Source organism: Mesorhizobium sp. M2A.F.Ca.ET.039.01.1.1 (assembly GCF_003998035.1).
GTDB lineage: Bacteria > Pseudomonadota > Alphaproteobacteria > Rhizobiales > Rhizobiaceae > Mesorhizobium.
On record NZ_RZRY01000004.1, the window covers coordinates 13,556 to 31,547 of the forward strand.

General features: G+C 63.3%; 16 protein-coding genes, 1 other RNA gene and 1 pseudogene. 11 read left to right on the top strand and 7 right to left on the bottom strand.

Annotated elements, in window-relative coordinates:
- Positions 1-13: 13 nt before the first annotated feature.
- Entirely contained in the window at positions 14-1,831 is a 1,818-nt protein-coding gene (locus EOA24_RS01260) for a DNA polymerase III subunit gamma/tau (protein WP_126079443.1), read from the bottom strand.
- 106 nt (positions 1,832-1,937) lie between these two features.
- An RNA gene (gene ffs, locus EOA24_RS01265) (signal recognition particle sRNA small type) lies at positions 1,938-2,034 on the bottom strand.
- Between the two features lie 181 nt (positions 2,035-2,215).
- On the opposite strand from ffs, the gene EOA24_RS01270 reads away from it, so the two are divergent.
- From EOA24_RS01270 to EOA24_RS01285, 4 genes and pseudogenes are all read left to right on the top strand, one after another.
- The gene (locus EOA24_RS01270) at positions 2,216-2,635 is read left to right on the top strand and encodes an HIT family protein (RefSeq protein ID WP_112127995.1); all 420 of its coding nucleotides are present in this window, start codon (positions 2,216-2,218) and stop codon (positions 2,633-2,635) included.
- 34 nt (positions 2,636-2,669) lie between these two features.
- Positions 2,670-3,611: an NAD(+) diphosphatase gene (gene nudC / locus EOA24_RS01275; RefSeq protein ID WP_126079444.1), complete on the top strand. Its 942-nt coding sequence runs from the start codon at positions 2,670-2,672 to the stop codon at positions 3,609-3,611.
- Positions 3,612-3,621: 10 nt separating this feature from the next.
- On the top strand, positions 3,622-3,927 hold the full coding sequence (locus EOA24_RS01280; protein WP_126079445.1) for a Dabb family protein: 306 nt from the start codon (positions 3,622-3,624) through the stop codon (positions 3,925-3,927).
- 158 nt (positions 3,928-4,085) lie between these two features.
- Positions 4,086-4,337: pseudogene (locus tag EOA24_RS01285) on the top strand (type II toxin-antitoxin system Phd/YefM family antitoxin).
- A gap of 24 nt (positions 4,338-4,361) precedes the next feature.
- Here the strand turns inward: EOA24_RS01285 and EOA24_RS01290 are convergent.
- Both EOA24_RS01290 and EOA24_RS01295 read right to left on the bottom strand, forming a co-directional pair.
- Entirely contained in the window at positions 4,362-5,225 is an 864-nt protein-coding gene (locus tag EOA24_RS01290) for a prephenate dehydratase (protein WP_126079446.1), read from the bottom strand.
- Between the two features lie 10 nt (positions 5,226-5,235).
- Entirely contained in the window at positions 5,236-5,964 is a 729-nt protein-coding gene (locus EOA24_RS01295; protein WP_126079447.1) for a 3-deoxy-manno-octulosonate cytidylyltransferase, read from the bottom strand.
- Between the two features lie 193 nt (positions 5,965-6,157).
- On the opposite strand from EOA24_RS01295, the gene EOA24_RS01300 reads away from it, so the two are divergent.
- The 7 genes from EOA24_RS01300 to EOA24_RS01330 all read left to right on the top strand — a co-directional run bounded on the left by EOA24_RS01300 (position 6,158) and on the right by EOA24_RS01330 (position 15,605).
- Positions 6,158-6,820 (top strand): cytochrome c family protein, encoded by a 663-nt coding sequence (locus EOA24_RS01300; protein WP_126079448.1) that lies wholly within the window; start codon positions 6,158-6,160, stop codon positions 6,818-6,820.
- Between the two features lie 158 nt (positions 6,821-6,978).
- Positions 6,979-8,859: an extracellular solute-binding protein gene (locus tag EOA24_RS01305; RefSeq protein WP_126079449.1), complete on the top strand. Its 1,881-nt coding sequence runs from the start codon at positions 6,979-6,981 to the stop codon at positions 8,857-8,859.
- Positions 8,859-10,736 carry an extracellular solute-binding protein gene (locus tag EOA24_RS01310; RefSeq protein WP_127409492.1) on the top strand — a complete coding sequence of 626 codons (1,878 nt, stop codon included), beginning with the start codon at positions 8,859-8,861 and terminating at the stop codon, positions 10,734-10,736. The genes EOA24_RS01305 and EOA24_RS01310 overlap by 1 nt, the downstream gene beginning before the upstream one ends.
- A gap of 30 nt (positions 10,737-10,766) precedes the next feature.
- Entirely contained in the window at positions 10,767-11,861 is a 1,095-nt protein-coding gene (locus EOA24_RS01315) for a microcin C ABC transporter permease YejB (RefSeq protein ID WP_126062887.1), read from the top strand.
- The gene (locus EOA24_RS01320) at positions 11,861-13,000 is read left to right on the top strand and encodes an ABC transporter permease (RefSeq protein ID WP_126079451.1); all 1,140 of its coding nucleotides are present in this window, start codon (positions 11,861-11,863) and stop codon (positions 12,998-13,000) included. The genes EOA24_RS01315 and EOA24_RS01320 overlap by 1 nt, the downstream gene beginning before the upstream one ends.
- Positions 12,997-14,625: an ABC transporter ATP-binding protein gene (locus EOA24_RS01325; protein ID WP_126079452.1), complete on the top strand. Its 1,629-nt coding sequence runs from the start codon at positions 12,997-12,999 to the stop codon at positions 14,623-14,625. The genes EOA24_RS01320 and EOA24_RS01325 overlap by 4 nt, the downstream gene beginning before the upstream one ends.
- Positions 14,626-14,663: 38 nt before the next feature.
- A complete protein-coding gene (locus EOA24_RS01330; protein WP_126079453.1) occupies positions 14,664-15,605 on the top strand; it encodes a glyoxylate/hydroxypyruvate reductase A in 942 nt (313 codons plus the stop codon).
- Positions 15,606-15,952: 347 nt separating this feature from the next.
- On the opposite strand, the gene EOA24_RS01335 is transcribed toward EOA24_RS01330, so the two are convergent.
- From EOA24_RS01335 to EOA24_RS01345, 3 genes are all read right to left on the bottom strand, one after another.
- The gene (locus tag EOA24_RS01335) at positions 15,953-16,483 is read right to left on the bottom strand and encodes an AAA family ATPase (protein WP_126079454.1); all 531 of its coding nucleotides are present in this window, start codon (positions 16,481-16,483) and stop codon (positions 15,953-15,955) included.
- 78 nt (positions 16,484-16,561) lie between these two features.
- Positions 16,562-16,936 (bottom strand): hypothetical protein, encoded by a 375-nt coding sequence (locus tag EOA24_RS01340; protein WP_126079455.1) that lies wholly within the window; start codon positions 16,934-16,936, stop codon positions 16,562-16,564.
- A 94-nt stretch (positions 16,937-17,030) separates the two neighbouring features.
- Positions 17,031-17,954: a methyltransferase domain-containing protein gene (locus EOA24_RS01345; RefSeq protein WP_126079456.1), complete on the bottom strand. Its 924-nt coding sequence runs from the start codon at positions 17,952-17,954 to the stop codon at positions 17,031-17,033.
- Between the last annotated feature and the right edge of the window lie 38 nt (positions 17,955-17,992).

The following is a 17,992-nucleotide window of genomic DNA, read 5'->3' on the forward strand; positions in this document are numbered from 1 at the left end:
CTCTAAGATTGTTTCAGATTTCGTCGTCGTCGGACGCAGGCTCGACCGGAACTTCGGCTTCGGCCTCTTCCACGTCCGGCACATCCGGAATGCGCACGTCGATGATCTTGGCGCCCGGGAAGCGAGCAAGGATGGCCGCGACAGTCGGATCCGCCTTGGCGTCGGAGAAGGCGTTCTCGCGCTTGGTCGTCTCCATCTCGGCCAGTGTCTGGCCGCCCTCTTCCTTCGACAGCGACACCAGCCAGTTGCGGCCGGTCCAGGCGCGCAGCTTGGAGGTCAGGTCGTTGAGCAGCATCTTCGGCGCGTCGTCGGTCAGGGTGACGTCGAGACGACCGGGCTCGATGCGCACCGGCCGCACGTAACGCTTCAGTTGCACCTTGAAGGCGATGTCGCGATTGGCGTCGGCGAGCGCGACGATGTCGGCCAGCGATTTCACCGGAACGACGGGCGCTTCGGCGACCGGCGCCGGTTGCGGAACGTAGGCCTCCGGCACAGGCTGCGCCTCGACCAGCCGCATCGTCTGGGCGCCGCCATTTGAACTGGGGATCCGCGCCTGCGCCACGGCACCGGCGCCGCCGCCATTGCCTGGATTTGCCGGTGCGCCATTGGCGCGCGGCGCGCCATTCGGCAGAGGACCCGCGCCTTCCAGCGATTTCAGCGCCTCGTCCAGCGTCGGCAGATCGGCGGCATGCGCCAGCCTGATCAGCACCATCTCGCCGGCGCTGACCGGCCGGTTGGAGGACTGCACCTCGGGAATGCCCTTGAGCAGCATCTGCCAGGTCCGCGACAGCACGCGCACCGAGAGCGTGCCTGCGAATTCGGCGCCGCGCCGGCGCTCGTCCTCGGAAAGCGACGCATCGTCGGCCGCGGCCGGCACGAAGCGCAGGCGGGTGACGAGGTGGTTGAACTCGGCAAGGTCGGTGAGCACGGCGGCCGGATCGGCGCCGGTGTCGTATTGCGCGCGGAACTCGGCGAGCGCCGCCGCGACGTCGCCCTTCATGACGTGCTCGAACAGGTCGATGATGCGGGCGCGGTCGGCGAGGCCGAGCATTGCGCGCACCGCATCGGCGCTGACGGTGCCGCTGCCATGGGCGATCGCCTGATCGAGAATGGACAGCGAATCGCGCGCCGAGCCTTCGGCGGCGCGCGCGATCATGGCGAGCGCGTCGTCGTCGACGGAAATGCCTTCCTTGGCGGCAATCGAGGACAGATGCCCGACCAGCGCGCCGGCATCGATGCGCCTCAAATCGAAGCGCTGGCAGCGCGACAGGACCGTGATCGGCACCTTGCGGATCTCGGTCGTGGCGAAGATGAATTTGACGTGCGGCGGCGGCTCTTCCAGCGTCTTCAGCAGGCCGTTGAAGGCCTGGGTTGAGAGCATGTGCACTTCGTCGATGATGTAGACCTTGTAGCGGGCCGAGACCGGCGCGTAGCGCACGCGGTCGATGATGTCCCTGATGTCGTCGATGCCGGTGTGCGAGGCGGCGTCCATCTCGATGACGTCGACATGGCGGCCTTCCATGATCGCCTGGCAGTGCTCGCCGGGGACCGAAAGGTCGACGGAGGGCTGGTCGACGGTCGCCGTCTTGTAGTTGAGGGCACGCGCGAGGATGCGCGCTGTCGTCGTCTTGCCGACGCCGCGGACGCCGGTCAGCATCCAGGCCTGGGCGATGCGGCCGGTGGCAAAGGCATTGGTCAGCGTGCGGACCATCGGCTCCTGGCCGATCAGCTCGGAGAAATTCGAGGGACGATATTTACGCGCCAGGACGCGATAGGCGCCGGCCTTACCGGTCTCCAGGCTTTCCGTCCCCAAGTTTCCGGCTTCGCTCATTCGCCGTCAAAAGCTCCCAGGACCGCGACGGAAGGCGGCCGATTCCTGCGCATAGTCTCGCCCGCACGGCTTGGCGCCGTCAATGTCGCGGGAGAAAGGCGAAGAGGTGGGAGGCTGGAACAATGACCCGTTCCGGGCTCGTTAGGGCTGCTTCCTTCCGGACCTGACCCGGTTGGCGAGTGGATCGTCCACCACCAACCTCCCGCGCTCCATATCGGCAATTCAGCGGCGAAATGCAAGGGCAGAGCCGGAGCCTGCGGCCATATGGAGACCGGAAAGTCCCTCAAATCGCCAAGAGCGGTCAATGAATCGCTTGCAGCCACCTTGCCGCCGCTCTAGCGTTCGTTGGTTTGAAGAATGCTACAAGAAACAAAGGAAACGCCCATGCTGCCTGGCCTCAAGGCCGGTTTCACGCTGGACGCCCGTCTGGAGGCGGACAGCGAGCAGCTTATGTGGCTTGGCCTTTGCGAACTCCGATTGATGAATGATCGCCGCTGGCCGTGGCTAGTGCTGGTGCCGCAGCGTCCGGGCATCGAGGAGTTGCACGAAATGACGCCGCTCGACCAGGCGATGCTGACCTTCGAGACCAATATGGTGGCGCAGGCGCTGAAGCGGGTGACCGGCTGCACCAAGATAAACACCGGCGCTCTGGGCAACATCGTGCGCCAGCTGCATGTCCATGTCGTCGCCCGCTCCGAGGGCGACCCCGGCTGGCCGGGTCCGGTCTGGGGGCACGGCATACGCGAACCCTATCAGCGCTCCGATATCAGGCGGTTTGCCGAAACGATCAAGGCGGCGTTATAAGCTGACCAGTGTCCACCAGCATACCTGAGTCCCCATGAGCTTCCGCCTGTTTGACGCGCCTTTGCGCGAGCCGAGCCAGTTTGTCGGGTTCGCCGGCAACCGGATCGACCGGCAGTCCGAGAACCGCGCCGACGACGCGGTCGAAAAGGCGCTGGCCGACCAGACCACGCGGCTTATGCTGATGCATGCCGGCCGGCTTTACCTCAAACTCGACGGCGGCAAATTCGACCCCTGGTTCAACGTGGCCGAGAGCGAGACCTTCGATGTCTCGCTCGACCGTGGCGTGCTGCTCGGCTTCTCAGAGGAAGGCCCGGTGCTGGCCGTGCCTGCGGGCATTGAGCCGGAAAATCTCCCCGAGACGGTCAAGGCGATCGACTATCGTTCCGTCTATATGCAAGGGCTGATCGACGAGGCGGCGGCCGGCGCGCTGGCGCAAGGAGCGGCGCTGCTCGCTTGGCACGCCAGCCACGCCTTCTGCTCGAAATGCGGGAACCGCTCGGAAATGCGCGCCGGCGGCTACAGGCGCCACTGTCCGGCCTGCGGCACCGATCACTTTCCGCGCACCGACCCGGTGGCGATCATGCTGACGGCAACGCGCGAAAAATGCCTGCTGGGGCGCGGCCGGCATTTCGCGCCGGGCATGTATTCGGCGCTTGCCGGCTTCATCGAGCCGGGCGAGACGATCGAGGCGGCGGTGCGGCGCGAGACGCTGGAAGAGGCCGGCATCCGGCTCGGCCGCGTCGTCTACCACGCCAGCCAGCCCTGGCCGTTCCCCTATTCGCTGATGATCGGCTGCTTCGGCGAGCCGCTCAACGAGGATATCCAGGCTGACCTCAACGAGCTGGAGGATTGCCGCTGGTTCTTCCGAGCCGAGGTGCGCACGATGCTGGACAGGACGCATGCCGACGGCTTGATTACGCCGCCGAAAGGGGCGATCGCCCATCACCTCATCCGCGCCTGGGTCGACAGCGAATAGGAGCGCAAGAATGATCCGTCATACCGTGGTGTTCACCTTGAAGCACGAGCCGCATTCGCTGGAGACAAAGCGCTTCCTGCACGACGCGAAGAAAATCCTTACCGGGATCAAGGGCGTCACGCATTTCGAGCAGCTGCGGCAGGTGAGCCCGAAGAACGACTACCAGTTCGGCTTCTCGATGGAGTTCGCCGACCAGGCGGCCTACACGCGCTACAACGAGCACCCCGACCACGTTGCGTTCGTGCGCGATCGCTGGGTGCCGGAGGTCGAGAAGTTCTTGGAGATCGATTACGTGCCGTTGGGCGCGGTGATCTAAGCGCAAGTCGTTGTAAAACAGGGTGAGCCGCCAGGCACACTCCTAGCACGGCGGCACAACCAATCACTTGATATGGCTGGTCATCCATTCGCTCAATCTTGCAATTCCTGCTCAAGCGGATCAGATGTGGTTACGCAATCTCGTTTTGCGAAAGTGATATGATCACTACGCTTTCATGCCGTGAACTCAAACAGGATCTTGGCCGCGCAAAACGCGCTGCCAAGGACGGCCCTGTGATCATCACCGACAGTGGGCGGCCAGTGCATGTCCTCATGTCGTTCGATGAATATTAACGGCTCACCGGCAAAACGCGGTCGCTCGGTGACATGCTGGCTATGCCGGAGGTGGGTGACCTTGATTTGCCGCTGCCGCCCCACACGGAACACGCCCTACCAGTAGACTTGTCCTGATGCTGTAGCTCGATATTCGTGGCCCTAATCAGCCACCTTCCACTGCTCGCGCGAGGCGCTCGCCGGATAGACGCCAAGGATGCGCATCTCGCGCGAGAAGAAGCTCAGCTCGTGAAGCGCCAGCTTGACCAGCGGATCGTCCGGGTGGCCTTCGATGTCGGCGTAGAACAGCGTCGCGGTGAAGGCGCCGAGTTGGTAGCTCTCGAGCTTGGTCATGTTGATGCCGTTGGTGGCGAAGCCGCCCATGGCCTTGTAGAGCGCGGCAGGCACGTTGCGGACGCGGAAGATGAAGGTCGTCATCATCTTGGCGTCCGGCGTGGGCCGCTCCACCCATTGCTTGTTCTTGGTCAAGACGACGAAGCGGGTGACGTTGGAGTCGGTGTCCTCGACATTCTTCTCGATGATGTCGAGCCCATAAAGCTCCGCGGCAAGAGCCGGCGCCAGCGAGGCCATGGTGCGGTCCTTGACCTCCGACACCATCTTCGCCGAACCCGCCGTGTCACCGGCGATCACCGGCTTCCAGCCGTTCTTGCGGATATATTTGCGGCACTGTCCCAACGCGTGGATGTGGCTGTGCACGGTCTTGATCTCTTCGCGCTTCACTCCCGGCAGCACCATCAGCTGGAAGTGGATCGGCAGGAAATATTCGCCGACGATGTGCAGCTTCGATTCCGGCAACAGGTGATGGATGTCGGCGACCCGGCCGGCGATCGTGTTCTCGATCGGGATCATGGCGAGCTCGGCCTTGCCGGTCTCGACCGCATTGAAAGCATCCTCGAAGGTCGGGCAGGGCAAAGGGTCCATGGTGGGGAACATGTTGCGGCACGCCGTGTCGGAATTGGCGCCGGGTTCGCCCTGGAAGGATATTCTGTTGGTCTTTGCGGTCATGCGGATGGTCTCAGCTTGAAAGGATCTGCCTGGCGCGTTCCAGGTCGTGCGGCGTGTCGACGCCCAGCGGCAGCGACTGAACGATCTCGGCGTCGATGCGCATGCCGGCTTCCAGCGCCCGCAATTGCTCCAGCCGCTCGCGGCGCTCCAGCGGCGAGGGCTTGAGCGCCACGAAGCGTTCGAGCGCTGCACGGCGATAGGCGTAGAGGCCGATGTGATGGTAGAGCGGCCCCTCGCCCCAGGGCGCGGTGGCGCGGGTGAAATAAAGCGCTTTCAACCGCGTCGCGGAACGTGGTGAGCCGACGATCTTGACCACATTCGGGTTGGTCTTTTCCTCGTCGCGCACGATCTCGACGCCGAGCGTGGCGATGTCGACCGATTTGTCCTCAAACGGCCGCAGCGACGCGCCGATGATCTCGGGATCGATGGTCGGCAGGTCGCCCTGCACATTGACGATCGTTTCCACTTGCTTTTCAGGGTCGAGAGCCGTCAGCGCCTCGAAGATGCGGTCCGAGCCCGATTCGTGACCAATGCGGGTCATGACCGCCTCGAAGCCATGCGCCCGCACGGCCTCAGCGACAGCTTGCGTGTCGGTCGCCACCACGACGCGGCCGAGCCCAGCCTCGGCGGCGCGGCGGGCGACATGGACGATCATCGGCGCGCCCGCAATGTCGGCCAGCGGCTTGCCCGGCAGGCGCGTCGAGGCCATGCGGGCGGGGATCAGGATCAAGGTTGACATCGGATTTTGGAGCGGTCGAAAAACAGGGGTGGAAAAGTGGCAAAAGGTCTCACTGGAAGCGCCCTTATAGGTGTTGCAACGCCAGAGCAAAAGACCTAGTTTCCGCCCGGTTTGACTGGCCTTTCAGGGCAGTTCGCGATACCGACGGACGGAGTGGACGGGACGGTCCGCCGGAAAAGGGAGCAAGGGGCGTATGGATTCCAACGAAGTCAACAAGCTGCTCGGCGGATTTCTGGGAACCTGCTTCATCGTCTTTTCGATAGGCCTCGTCTCGGACGGGCTGTTCGCCTCGCCCGCCCCCGAAAAGCCCGGCTTCGCCATCGAGGCGCAGGAGCCGACCGAAGGCGGCGCGGCCGCGCCGGCCGCGGCTGAAAAGCCGATCGCCGATCTGCTCGCCAGCGCCAGCGCCGATGCGGGCGCCGCCATCTTCAAGAAGTGCCAGGCCTGCCATTCCGGCGAAAAGGGCGGTCCGAACAAGGTCGGTCCGGATCTCTGGGACATCGTCGACCGCCCCGTCGCCGAGCACGAGGGCTTTGCCTATTCGTCCGGCATGAAGGATTTTTCCAAGGGCGGCCAGGAGCATTGGACCTACGACAACCTCAACCACTTCATCACCTCGCCGAAGAAGTTCGTGAAGGGCACGGCGATGGGCTTCGCCGGCCTGCCGAAGGAAGAAGACCGTGCCAACGTGATCGCCTATCTGCGCACGCTGTCGGACAATCCGAAGCCGCTGCCGCAGCCGGGCGCCGCCGCCGACGCCTCGGCAAAGCCGGCCGAAGCCGCCAAGCCGGCGGATGGCGCTGCCAAGCCGACCGAGGAAACCGCTCCAGCCAAGCCTGCGGCGCCTGCTCAATAAACAATTTGTAATCGAGATATCCTCAGAAAAGCCGGGTTCGTCCCGGCTTTTCTGTTAGGAAACCTGCATGGACAGCTACAAAGGCCATCCCTTGCGGTTTCCACCGGCGTCAAATGATCTAGATTGCGGGTGGTTGGAACTAGCGACGAGGAGAACGCATGACGGTTGGCCGATTCCGCACGCTTTTCGCATCGGCGCTGGCGCTCGCCTTCGCCTCGAGCCTGCAGGCCAGCTTCGCCGATGAGTGGCACACGACGTCCTCGCTGATCGGACCTTCCAAATACGGCGAGAACTTCCAGCGCTACGACTACGTCAATCCGGATGCGCCGAAGGGCGGCACCTACAACTCCGTTGTTGTAGGCACCTTCGACAGCTTCAACCCTTACATTGTGCAGGGATCGTCGGCCGCCGGCTTCGCAGAGTTCGGCGGCGGCCTGCTCTATGACACGCTGATGGACCAGGCGACGGATGAGGGCAGCGTAAGCCATCCTCTGATTGCCGAGGCCTACAAATATCCGGCGGATTATTCGTCTGCGACCTATCGGCTTAACCCCCAAGCCAAATGGCATGACGGACAGCCGATCACCGCCGACGACGTGATCTGGTCGTTCCAGGTGCTGAAGGCCAACAGCCCGATGTATAGCCGCTATTTCGAGAACGTGACCGAGGCCGTCGCCATTTCGGACCGGGAGGTCGAGTTCCATTTCAACCAGAAGGGCAATCGGGAACTGCCCAAGATCCTCGGCGACCTCGTCGTCTTGCCGAAGCACTGGTGGGAGGGCACCGACCCCAGCGGCAAGAAGCGCGACATAACGAAGTCGACGCTGGAACCGCCGCTCGGCTCCGCCGCCTACAAGATCGCAAGCTTCAAGCCGGGCTCGGAGATCGTCTGGCAACGCGTTCCGGATTATTGGGGCGCCAAGCTGCCGGTGAAGATCGGCCGCGAGAATTTCGACATCCAGCGCTTCACCTACATCCTGGACGACAATGCCGCATGGCAGGCCTTCACCAAGGGCGGATTTCAGGATCTCAAACCGGAGAACAGCTCGAGGCGTTGGGCGACATTCTACAATTTCCCGGCGATCAAGGCTGGCGACGTGATCAAGAAGGAGTTCAAGACCACCTCGCCCGAGCCGATGCAGGCTTTCATGCTCAACCAGCGGCGCCGACTATTCCAGGATCGTCTTGTGAGGGCAGCACTGACATATCCATTCGATTTCGAGACGATGAACCGCACGCTGTTCTACAACTCGAACACGCGTACCCAGAGCTATTTCCAGGGCACGGAGCTTGCGTCGAGCGGGCTGCCGCAAGGCAAGGAACTCGAAATCCTGGAGAAGTATCGCGACAAGCTTCCGCCGGAACTCTTCACGCAGGAATTCAAGCTGCCGGTCTATGATTCACCGCAAGCGGAACGGAAATACCTGAAGCAGGCGGTCGATCTCTTCGCCCAGGCAGGCTGGGCGATCAAAGGCGGCAAGATGGTGAACGCCAAGACCGGCGAGCCGTTCAAATTCGAAGTCCTCGGCGCGGCGGACACGGACCAGGTGATTTCCAGCCCTTGGATCGCTAATCTGCGCAAGATCGGTGTCGATGCGACGCTGCGCATCATCGATCCGACGCAGTACATCAACAGGCGCAACAATTTCGACTACGACGTCATCATCGGCCAGCTTGGCCAGTCGGAATCGCCTGGGAACGAGCAGCGAGACTTCTGGAGTTCGAAGGCGGCGGACACGCCAGGATCGCGCAACTATTCCGGCATCAAGAGCCCGGTCGTCGATGCGCTCGTCGACCGCATCATCTTCGCCACCGACCGCGACGATCTCATCGCCACGACCCATGCGCTCGATCGCGTCCTGTTGTGGAACTACTATACCGTGCCGCAATATTACCGCGCGGTGGTTTGGCTTGCCTACTGGAACAAGTTCGGCATGCCTGAGAAGCAGCCCACCTACCGGGGCGCTGATATCGATTCCTGGTGGATCGACCCCGCGAAGGAAAAGGCGCTGGCCGCCAAGTACAAGGGCCTCAATTGATGGAGCGGCGGACTTTGCTTCCTCGCCGCGATTTCCTGGCGCTCGGCGCCGCAGCCACTGCCGCCGCACTGCTGCCAGGCCGGGCGTTTGCCGACACGCCGACCGGCGTCAAGCTGCACGGCCTGTCGGCCTTCGGCGACCTGAAATACAAGCCCGACTTCACGCATTTCGACTATGTCAACGTCGATGCGCCGCAAGGCGGCACCTTCAATTTCTCGCCGCCCAATTGGGGCGCCAACCAGAGTCCGCAGACCTTCAACACGCTGAATTCCTTCGTCCCCAAGGGCGATTCCCCGCAGCGCATGGAGATGTGCTTCGATACGCTGATGGCGAGGGCGCTCGACGAGCCTGATGCTGTTTACGGGCTGATCGCCCAAAGCGTGACGATTTCTGACGACCGCAACAGTTTCACCTTCTCGCTGCGCCCGCAGGCACGGTTCCACGATGGTTCCCAGCTGACTGCGGAAGACGCCGCCTTCACCTTCAAGCTGCTGAAGGACAAGGGCCATCCCGACTACGCGCTGTCGCTGACCCACCTCGACGACGCGGCAGCCGTCGACGTTCACACGCTGCAGCTCAAATTCTCAGGCAAGCAGTCGGCCCGCACCATCCTCAACGTGGTCAGTTTTCCGATCCTTTCGAAGGCCTTCTTCACGGCCAACCCGTTCGATTCCTCCCAGCTCAACCCGCCGCTCGGCTCAAGCGCCTACAAGGTCGGGCGCTGGTCCGCGGGCGCCTGGATCGAATATGAGCGCGTGGCCGACTATTGGGGTAACGACCTGCCGGTCAATCGCGGCCAGAACAATTTCAGACGTATCCGCATCGAATTCTACCAGGATCGTACGGCCGGGTTCGAGGCCTTCAAGAAGGGCGAGATCCTCTACCGCGAGGAGTTCACCTCGCGCGTCTGGGCGACGGCCTACGACTTCCCGGCCTTTACCGCCGGCAAGGTGATCAAGCATGAGTTCCCGGCCGAAACCACGCCTTCCATGCAGGCCACCGCGGTCAACCAGCGGCGTGAGCAATTCAAGGATCCACGTGTTCGGCAGGCGATCGCGCTCTGTTTCGATTTCGAATGGACGCGGCGCAACTTCTTCTATGGCTCCTACGAGCGCTCGCAGTCCTGCTTCGAGAAATCCGACTTCCGGGCCGAGGGCATGCCAACGCCGCAGGAGCTGGCGCTGCTGGAATCACTGCGCGACCAGCTGCCGCCGGAGCCCTTCGGTGAAGCGGTGACGCAACCGCCATCGGATGGGTCCGGACGAGATCGCAAGCAACTGAGCGCTGCGCTGAAATTGCTCGCAGAGGCTGGCTGGAAACGCTCCGGCGATTTCGTGCTCAATGACAAGGGCGGCCGGCTGGCGGCTGAATTTCTGGTCGACGACGAGACCTTCGTGCAGGTCTATTCGCCTTGGGTCGCCAATATGAAGGCCATCGGCATCGATGCTTCGATCCGCCTGGTGGATTCGGCGCAGTACCAGCTCAGGCAATCGACATTCGATTTCGACCTGCTGTCGGCCGCCTTCAACTTCAGCGCCACGCCGACCCGCGACGATCTGGAGATCTTCTTCCACTCGCGGAGCGCCGCGGTGTCGGGCTCGCGCAACCTGTCGGGCATTGCAAACCCGGCCGTCGATGCGCTGATCGATGCCGTCGGCGCTGCCAAAGACCGTGAAAGCCTGACCACCGCCATGCGCGCGTTGGACCGGGCCTTGCGCGCGCGGCGCGATTGGATTCCAAGTTGGTATCTGGCGAATCACCGAAGCGCCTATTGGGACATGTTCGGCTTTCCAGGGCAGAAACCCGATTTCGGCTTTCCGGTCGAGGCGCTGTGGTGGTTCGACAAGGGCAAGGCGGCAAAGATTGGCAAAGCCTGACATGATCATCCGCGCGGGGCCTGTCGCCTGATGGGCGCCTATATCCTGCGCCGCATTCTTCTCATGATCCCGACGCTGTTCGGCATCATGGCGATCTCCTTCGCGGTCATCCAGTTCGCGCCGGGCGGCCCGGTCGAGCAGGTGATCGCCAAGCTGACCAACCAGGGCGGCAACGACCGCCTCGGCAGCGGTGGCGGCGACGCCGGTGGCGGCAATCTCGACGTGGCCGGTGATGTCGGCTCGAAATATCGCGGCGCGCAGGGGCTCGACCCCGAATTCATCAAGAAGCTGGAAAAGCAGTTCGGCTTCGACAAGCCGCCGCTCGAGCGCTTCGGCATGATGCTGTGGAATTATATCCGCTTCGATTTCGGCGACAGCTATTTCCGCGATATCTCGGTGCTGAACCTGATCCTGGAGAAGATGCCGGTCTCGATTTCCATCGGTCTGTGGATCACGCTTTTGTCCTACCTGATCTCGATCCCGCTCGGCATCCGCAAGGCGGTGAAGGACGGCTCGACCTTCGACGTCTGGACCAGCGGCGTCGTCATCGTCGGCTATGCCATTCCCGGCTTCCTGTTCGGCATCCTTCTGATGGTGCTGTTTGCCGGCGGTTCGTTCTGGGACTGGTTCCCGCTGCGCGGCATCGTTTCGGACAATTGGGACCAGCTGTCCTGGCCCGCCAAGATCGCCGACTATTTCTGGCATATGACGCTGCCGCTGACGGCGCTGGTGCTGTCGGCTTTCGCAACGACCACCCTGCTGACCAAAAACTCTTTCCTCGAAGAGATCCGCAAGCAATATGTCGTGACGGCGCGCGCCAAGGGCCTGTCGGAGCACAAGGTGCTCTATGGACACGTCTTCCGCAACGCCATGCTGATCGTGATCGCCGGCTTTCCCGGCGCCTTCATCTCGGCCTTCTTCACCGGCTCGCTGCTGATCGAGAACATCTTCTCGCTCGACGGCCTCGGCCTGCTCGGCTTCAAGTCGGTGATCGACCGCGACTATCCGGTGGTGTTCGCCACGCTTTACATCTTCTCGCTGCTTGGCCTGTTCGTCGGCCTTCTGTCCGACCTGATCTACACCTGGGTCGATCCGCGCATCGACTTCGAGCGGAGAGACATCTGATGGCCGAGGCTGCGATCGAAAGCGCGCCGGCCAGGCCTCGCAGGCCATTCCTGTCGCCGCTCAACCAGAGGCGGTTGCAGAATTTCAAGGCCAACCGGCGCGGCTACTGGTCCCTCTGGATCTTCCTGTTCCTGTTCGTGCTGTCGCTGTTTTCCGAGCTGATCGCCAATGACAAGCCGATCATCGCCTCCTACAAGGGCGAGATCCTGTTTCCGGTCCTGGTCGCCTATCCGGAAGAGAAGTTCGGTGGTTTCTACGCCGTCACCGACTATCGCGATCCGGTCATCCAGGACGAGATCAATGCCAATGGCTGGATGATCTGGCCGGCGGTCCGTTACTCCTATCAGACCGTCAACAACGCCATTCCAGAGCCGGCGCCGGCAAAACCATCCTGGCTTTACGACAAGAACAAGCGCTGCGGCCAATACCCGAAGGGAGAGGCCGACGAGAACTGCGTTGTGGGCAACTGGAACTGGCTGGGCACCGACGACCAGGCCCGCGACGTGCTGGCCCGAGTGCTCTACGGCTTCCGCATCTCGGTTCTGTTCGGGCTGATCCTGACGCTCGGCTCGTCGCTGATCGGCGTCGCGGCCGGCGCGGTGCAAGGCTATTTCGGCGGCTGGACCGACCTTCTCTTCCAGCGTTTCATCGAGATCTGGTCGGCGATCCCGGTGCTCTACCTGCTGCTCATCGTCTCGGCCATCCTGCCGCCCGGCTTCTTCATCCTGCTCGGCCTGATGCTGCTGTTCTCATGGGTGGCCCTGGTCGGAGTGGTGCGGGCCGAATTCCTGCGCGCCCGCAACTTCGAATATGTCAACGCGGCGCGCGCGCTCGGCGTGCCAAACCTCACCATCATGTTCCGGCACCTGTTGCCCAACGCCATGGTGGCGACGCTGACCTTCCTGCCCTTCCTGCTCTCCGGCTCGATCTCGACGCTGACCTCGCTCGACTATCTCGGCTTCGGCCTGCCGCCCGGCTCGGCCTCGCTCGGCGAATTGCTGAAACAGGCGCAACGCAACCTCAACGCGCCCTGGCTCGGCATTTCGGGCTTCATCGTCATCTCGCTGATGCTGTCGCTGCTGGTCTTCATCGGCGAGGCGACACGCGACGCCTTCGATCCGCGCAAGACGTTCAAATGAGCGAAGCCCTGCTGTCCGTCCAAGATCTGAGCGTCGCCTTCGCGCAGGGCGGCAAGCAGTCCATCGCCGTCGACCATATCTCGTTCGACATCGGCAAGGGCGAGACGGTTGCCCTGGTCGGCGAATCCGGCTCGGGCAAATCGGTATCGGCGCTGTCGGTGCTGAAGCTCCTGCCCTATCCCGCCGCCAGCCATCCCTCGGGCAGAATCCTGTTCAGCGGCGCCGACCTGCTCGCCATGAACGAGAAGGCGTTGCGCGGCGTGCGCGGCAACAAGATCACCATGATCTTCCAGGAGCCGATGACCTCGCTCAACCCGCTGCACACGGTCGAGCAGCAGATCGTCGAGGTGCTGCAACTGCATCAAGGCCTGCGCGATGCTCCGGCCAGGGCGCGCACGCTGGAGCTGCTCAACGAGGTCGGCATCCGCGAGCCGGAGAAACGTCTCGACGCCTACCCGCACCAGCTCTCCGGCGGCCAGCGCCAGCGCGTCATGATCGCCATGGCTTTGGCTAACGAGCCGGAGCTTTTGATCGCCGACGAGCCGACGACGGCGCTCGACGTGACCGTGCAGGCGCAGATCCTCCAGTTGCTCGCGGAGTTGAAAAGCCGCAAGGGCATGTCGATGCTGTTCATCACGCACGACCTCGGCATCGTCAGGAAGATCGCCGACCGTGTCTGCGTGATGACCAAGGGCAAGATCGTCGAGACCGGGCCGACCAAGGAGATCTTCGCCAACCCGCAACATCCTTACACGAAGCATCTCTTGGCCGCAGAGCCGAAGGGCAAGCCGCCTGCGGCAGACCCGGGCGCCAAATCCGTCATGGCGGGCAAGGACATGAAGGTCTGGTTCCCGATCAAGAGGGGCTTCTTCCGCAAGACCGTCGACCATGTGAAGGCCGTGGACGGCATCGACGTCACCGTGCGCGCCGGCCAGACGCTGGGCGTGGTCGGCGAATCCGGTTCGGGCAAGACGACGCTCGGGCTGGCGCTCGCGCGGATGATCTCCTCGACCGGCACGATCAACTTTAACGGACGCGACATCAACCAGCTCTCCTTCAGCGCCATGCGGCCGCTCAGGCGCGAATTGCAGATCGTTTTCCAGGACCCGTTCGGATCGCTCAGCCCACGCCTGTCGGTTTCCGAGATCATCGAGGAAGGGCTGAAGATCCACGAGCCGAAGCTCTCGCCCGACCAGCGCGACGACAAGGTGGTCGCCGTGCTGAAGGAGGTCGGTCTCGATCCGGAAACGCGCCATCGCTACCCGCACGAGTTCTCCGGCGGCCAGCGCCAGCGCGTCGCCATCGCGCGCGCCATGGTGCTCAATCCGCGCTTCGTCATGCTCGACGAGCCGACCTCGGCGCTCGACATGAGCGTGCAGGCGCAGGTGGTCGATCTTTTGCGTAACCTGCAGGCCAAGCACAATCTCGCCTATCTCTTCATCAGCCACGACCTCAAGGTCGTCCGCGCCCTTGCCAATGACGTCATCGTCATGCGCAATGGCAAGGTCGTCGAAGCGGGACCTTCCGAACAGATCTTCGGCAGCCCGCAGACCGACTATACGCGGGCGCTGATGGCGGCGGCCTTCAAGATCGAGACGGCGCCGACCGGCGTGGTCAGCGAATAGGCCCGGCTGGATTGACGTAACAAGGACTGAATCCGCAAATGGAAAAAGGCAAAATCCTGCTTGCCGTCACGGCCTTTCATCCGCAGCGCTGGCATCAGCTGCTGGCGGCCGAGCGCGAGGTGGTGCTGGAGCCGGCAGGCGCCAACGATCCCTCGATCGCCTACGCGGTGGTGTGGAAACATAAGCCGAACCTGCTCTCCGGGCTGCCCAACCTGCGAGCCATCTTCTCGGTCGGCGCAGGCGTCGACCATATCTTCGCCGATCCCGGCCTGCCCGACGTGCCGATCGTCAGGGTGGTCGCCGACAATCTCACCCAATACATGACCGAGTATGTCGTCTGGCGGGTGCTCGATCACCATCGGCACGGCATGCTCTACCGGGCGCAGCAGCCGAAGAAGATCTGGCACGAGCCGCCGCAGCGCCCGGCCGGCGACATTTCCGTCAGCATCATGGGCCTCGGCCATCTCGGCCGCGCGGCGGCATCGGTGCTTTTGTCGCTCGGCTTTGCCGTGAACGGCTGGTCGCGCACCGACCGGCCGATGAAAGGTGTTTCGACCTATGCCGGCGAGGCGGGGCTGATCCCCTTCCTCAACGCCACCGATATCCTCGTCGTGCTGTTGCCGCTCACGCCGCAAACCCAGGGCATCGTGAATTACGGGCTGCTCAAGGAGTTGCGCCGGCGCAACGGGCTGGGCGGCGCCGTGCTGATCAATGCCGGTCGCGGACGCTTGCAGAAGGACGCAGACATCGTGCGCGCGCTGGATGACGGCACGCTGAAGGAAGCGAGCCTCGACGTGTTCGAGGTCGAGCCGCTGCCGAAGACAAGCCCGCTGTGGAGCCATCCGAAAGTCTTTATCACGCCACACGCGGCGGCGACATCGGATCCGGCTCATCTGGTGCCAGCCATGCTGCGGCAGATGGATGCGTTCGAGCGCGGCGAGAAGCTCGAAAACCTGGTCGACCGCGAGGCCGGGTATTAGTTGCCTTGGCAGACCCCATGCCTTGGCGATTGGCCGAGACGCCTGTCGCGGTCGTCATCCACGGGCGGAGCAAGGAGCGTAGCGACGCGCGCAGACCCGAGGATCCATGCCGTGACTTGGGAGCGCCGCGGCGGTCCGGAATTCTGCACCGTTGCACACTTCGGTCCAGGTAACGGAATGGATTCTATGGTCTGCGCGCGTCGCTGCGCTCCTTGCTCCGCCCTAGAATGACGAGGTTCAAGAGCCTCCAGCTCATCGCCAGCGATGGGCGTTCCGGCCAATCTCCAACGCATGCCACCTGCCAACGCAAAACACAGCCGACCGGTCAAAACCCCTGTGCGGTGCCACTAGTTCAGGCTCAAACCCCAGTCCCGGAAACATTGCTTGATTGCACTCACCGAGGACAGCCGCAGCTTTGGCAGGTCGATCGCATCCAGCATCGCGCTGTATCGCTTGCGATTTCGCGGCGTGACTACGGTGATATGGTGGATCATGTCCCATTTGACGCTGTCGCGCCCGCCTTCCAGGGCGCCGTGCCTGCCGGTCACGAACAGGGATCGCCGGAAATAACGCAGCAAGCTCATTGGCGTGGAGACGTCCAGCAGGATCAAGCCGGTCGCGTGCCGGAAACGCTGCGGCATGCAAACCGAGTAGTTGCCGTCCATCACCCAGCCCTCACCGGCGATGGCTGCATCGTGCAGGGCGATGAATTCGTCCCTTGGTCGCTGCTCCCAATCCGTATTGGGCAGATGAAAGAGCTGATCGAGGTGAACAGGTTCCAGGCCGCGCTTGCGCGCGATCGCGTTGGCAAGGGTGGACTTGCCGCTGTTGGACGGTCCCAGGATGCAAATGCGGTCGCCGAGGTCTGAGAGGTTCATCGGTTGGTCTTTCAAGAGCGCGATCAAACGCTCGTCGATGCAGCAGAGCGCCCAAGCGGAATACGGAATATCGGACGCTCAGGAAGGCTGCGAGCCGGGCAGCCCGAACGTCTCCTTCTTCTTCGGCTTGCCGCAGTCGCGGCGCTCGATCGAGCGGTTCATGGCGTCGATCTCACCGCTCGCCTTGTTGCTGGCGCGCTGCGCCTTGGAGCGCATGTCCGGCGTGAACGGGCCGAAGCCCATCGCCGGATTGGAGAAGACCGGCTTGGCCGTGATCGGCAGATTGTTCTGCTGCGCCAGTTGGTTGCGCTGCGCCAGCAATTGGTCGCAAGGCACATCGTCATATTGCAGTGAGGACTGGACGTCCTCGTCCTGGCGCTCGGCCATAGACGTGCCGCCGACACAGCCGGCGACCGTCAGGCAGGACGTCAACACAACCATGGTCCAGCGCATGGATTTCTCCTCGTGATGTCTGCCCCGCGCCACCCCGACCATGCCATTCAGGCTTTTTCGCAGCAAGGCCGGGCTCATGAGAGTGCCGGATTGCTCACCCGGCAGATGCGGCGGCAAAGCCGGCCACAATGGCCAGGCCCTCGACGGGATCATGCCGGTCGTGCCGGATAACCACGCTTTCCAGAGACAGGACCGCAAGCCCGCTGGCGGAGAGCACGCGCCGCGCATACGCCTCGGAATGAGCGTAGCGCCGTGACGGCAAAAGGGCGAAATCATCGCTGCCGGTATGCGTCTCGAGCGAGAAGGCGAATATGCCGTTCTGCGCAAGCATGTTCGCGACCGCGCCGACGATGCGTTCGAGCGCGCCCAGATAGATGAACACGTCGGCCGCGACCACAAGGTCGGCCCGCGCGCCAGAGTGGGAAAATCGCTGAAGGTCGGCCTTGGCCAGCAGGTCGTAGATGCCTTTGGCTTTCGCTTTGCTGAGCATGGCGGCCGAGATGTCGTAGCCCTCCAGCCGGTCGACGAACGGGCGCAGCCTTTCGCCCATCAGGCCGGTGCCGCAGCCGAGGTCGATGGCCAGCCGGAACCGGCCGGGCCTTGCCTCGCGGATGGCCTGGCTAAGGAAGTCCGGCAGCCGATAGCCCAGCTTCCCGACAAGCGAGTGCTCGAAACTGTCGGCGTAGTGATCGAACAAGGTCTCGACAAAGGCGCTGGGAGGCGCCGGGGCCGCGGGCACCTTGCCGATCAGGTGAAGCTTGAGTGCGGCGCCGAGGCGGTCCGCGGGGTCGAGCTTCAGCGTCATGGCCCAGGCCTGCGCGGCCTGATCGAGCCGGCCAGCCGCCTCCTCCATTTCGCCGAGGCGAAACCAGCCGGCGGCCCATCGCGGCGCCAGTTCCAGCGCGCCGAGCAGGAGCTCCGCCGCCTGCGCGGGCTCGCCCGAGGCGAGCAGCATCTCGGCGAAATCGGCGCGACGGTCGGCAGTCAAATCGCCCGATGAGGCCTGGAGCGGTTTCATTCGTGAAGAATCCCACCGTGGATGCGCAGCCGGCGGCT

Coding starts and splice junctions, on each gene's coding strand:
- EOA24_RS01315 (WP_126062887.1), top strand. CDS start 10,767: ATGGGCGCCTATATCCTGCGCCGCATTCTTCTCATGATCCCGACGCTG.
- EOA24_RS01325 (WP_126079452.1), top strand. CDS start 12,997: ATGAGCGAAGCCCTGCTGTCCGTCCAAGATCTGAGCGTCGCCTTCGCG.
- EOA24_RS01340 (WP_126079455.1), bottom strand. CDS start 16,936: ATGCGCTGGACCATGGTTGTGTTGACGTCCTGCCTGACGGTCGCCGGC.
- nudC (WP_126079444.1), top strand. CDS start 2,670: ATGAGCTTCCGCCTGTTTGACGCGCCTTTGCGCGAGCCGAGCCAGTTT.
- EOA24_RS01280 (WP_126079445.1), top strand. CDS start 3,622: ATGATCCGTCATACCGTGGTGTTCACCTTGAAGCACGAGCCGCATTCG.
- EOA24_RS01270 (WP_112127995.1), top strand. CDS start 2,216: ATGCTGCCTGGCCTCAAGGCCGGTTTCACGCTGGACGCCCGTCTGGAG.
- EOA24_RS01260 (WP_126079443.1), bottom strand. CDS start 1,831: ATGAGCGAAGCCGGAAACTTGGGGACGGAAAGCCTGGAGACCGGTAAG.
- EOA24_RS01320 (WP_126079451.1), top strand. CDS start 11,861: ATGGCCGAGGCTGCGATCGAAAGCGCGCCGGCCAGGCCTCGCAGGCCA.
- EOA24_RS01310 (WP_127409492.1), top strand. CDS start 8,859: ATGGAGCGGCGGACTTTGCTTCCTCGCCGCGATTTCCTGGCGCTCGGC.
- EOA24_RS01335 (WP_126079454.1), bottom strand. CDS start 16,483: ATGAACCTCTCAGACCTCGGCGACCGCATTTGCATCCTGGGACCGTCC.
- EOA24_RS01300 (WP_126079448.1), top strand. CDS start 6,158: ATGGATTCCAACGAAGTCAACAAGCTGCTCGGCGGATTTCTGGGAACC.
- EOA24_RS01290 (WP_126079446.1), bottom strand. CDS start 5,225: ATGACCGCAAAGACCAACAGAATATCCTTCCAGGGCGAACCCGGCGCC.
- EOA24_RS01295 (WP_126079447.1), bottom strand. CDS start 5,964: ATGTCAACCTTGATCCTGATCCCCGCCCGCATGGCCTCGACGCGCCTG.
- EOA24_RS01345 (WP_126079456.1), bottom strand. CDS start 17,954: ATGAAACCGCTCCAGGCCTCATCGGGCGATTTGACTGCCGACCGTCGC.
- EOA24_RS01305 (WP_126079449.1), top strand. CDS start 6,979: ATGACGGTTGGCCGATTCCGCACGCTTTTCGCATCGGCGCTGGCGCTC.
- EOA24_RS01330 (WP_126079453.1), top strand. CDS start 14,664: ATGGAAAAAGGCAAAATCCTGCTTGCCGTCACGGCCTTTCATCCGCAG.